This is a genomic window from Dyella sp. AtDHG13, assembly GCF_003201105.1.
In the GTDB taxonomy this organism is placed as follows: domain Bacteria; phylum Pseudomonadota; class Gammaproteobacteria; order Xanthomonadales; family Rhodanobacteraceae; genus Dyella; species Dyella jiangningensis_B.
This window is the reverse complement of sequence record NZ_QICJ01000032.1, coordinates 1-1163: the sequence shown is the minus strand read 5'-3', so window position 1 is coordinate 1163 and position 1163 is coordinate 1. Positions and strand designations below refer to the sequence as shown.

Genomic DNA, 1163 nt, shown 5'->3' with positions numbered 1-1163 from the left:
CGCGCGCTCGCGGACCTCAGGGGAAAACTTCGTAGACTTGTTCATGGCTCCATTCTCTCAAGAGTTGGAGCCTCCTCAGAACCCGGGGCGATTCATTCTGTCGATTCGTTGCCGTTCAACCGAACTCGTTTTCCCAGCGGGTCCGGGTGGCTGCTCAATAATTGCTGTGATGTAAATCGAGAGTGGTTGTGAGCCTTTGTTGAGCGGCTCCAGTGCTGCCACATAGCAGATCGCAGGCTGTCCGATACCTGTTGAATCATTGCGGCAAAGCACGTGATCAGTTTCGTAGACACTGAACTCGCCAAGTTCTCTTCGAGTCGCCTGATATAGCCAACTGTAAGATCCCTCAGCGTAAACGACCGCATCTGGAGAAAGTGGTTGTATCTGACGTTTACCTTCTTCTGAGAGGTCTGCGTACCTGAAAAATCCGTTGCTCTCTGCAGTCTCTCTGAACCGTTTAGTGAAAAAGCATGCAAAGAATGGGAAATGTTCACCAACGAAGTCGACGCATGTTGATCCATCAAGAGAAGATCGCCTGTGGCCATAGTTGGCAATATCGATTTTGATGCCGCCGTCCAGATTCAAGACGCTTGCGTGGGATATGCAGGGCAACGCCGGATGCGGGCAAAATCGATGTCGGCCTTGGGTGAGCTGAGCTCAAGCGTCAGCAGATATGGTGCGCTCAAGGATTCGATCAGCTTGAACTCGATGACATCCAGGCTGATGGGCCGTTCACCCTGGCTTGCGGCGACGGAGAAAGTGAAGCGAAGATCAGATTGGCGAGGCACGTCGAATCCTTATGAAAGTGGATGACGTGAAGTACCGTGCCAAGTCCGGCGGATGAGTAGAACCAGATAACGTCTAAGCTTTTTGTGAGGTTTTGTCGGGCGTTGTCTGACTTGTGAGATAGCTTCGTACGGCATGGCCGGTGGCGGCCGATGCAGAGTGCATGCGGCTGTTCAAAATGCCCTGAGCGGCACGCGTTCCTTCGCAAGGCGCCTTGACGTCTAGAGAAAGAGACGTTCGCGAGATGGGAAGACGCTCGCGCTCACGCGAGCCTCAGTCCAGTGACCTGCCCCCAGGTTTCCGTGCCAATCTGATCTAAGTAGAGTCCGTCATAACGACGAGGACGGACATGAAGAAGCGTTTTACCGACGAACAGA

1 protein-coding gene is annotated in these 1163 nt (G+C 53.2%); it reads right to left on the bottom strand.

The features are described 5' to 3' along the window. Window positions 1-75 precede the first annotated feature (75 nt). On the bottom strand, window positions 76-585 hold the full coding sequence (locus BDW41_RS23465) for a hypothetical protein (RefSeq protein ID WP_158537029.1): 510 nt from the start codon (window positions 583-585) through the stop codon (window positions 76-78). Between the last annotated feature and the right edge of the window lie 578 nt (window positions 586-1163).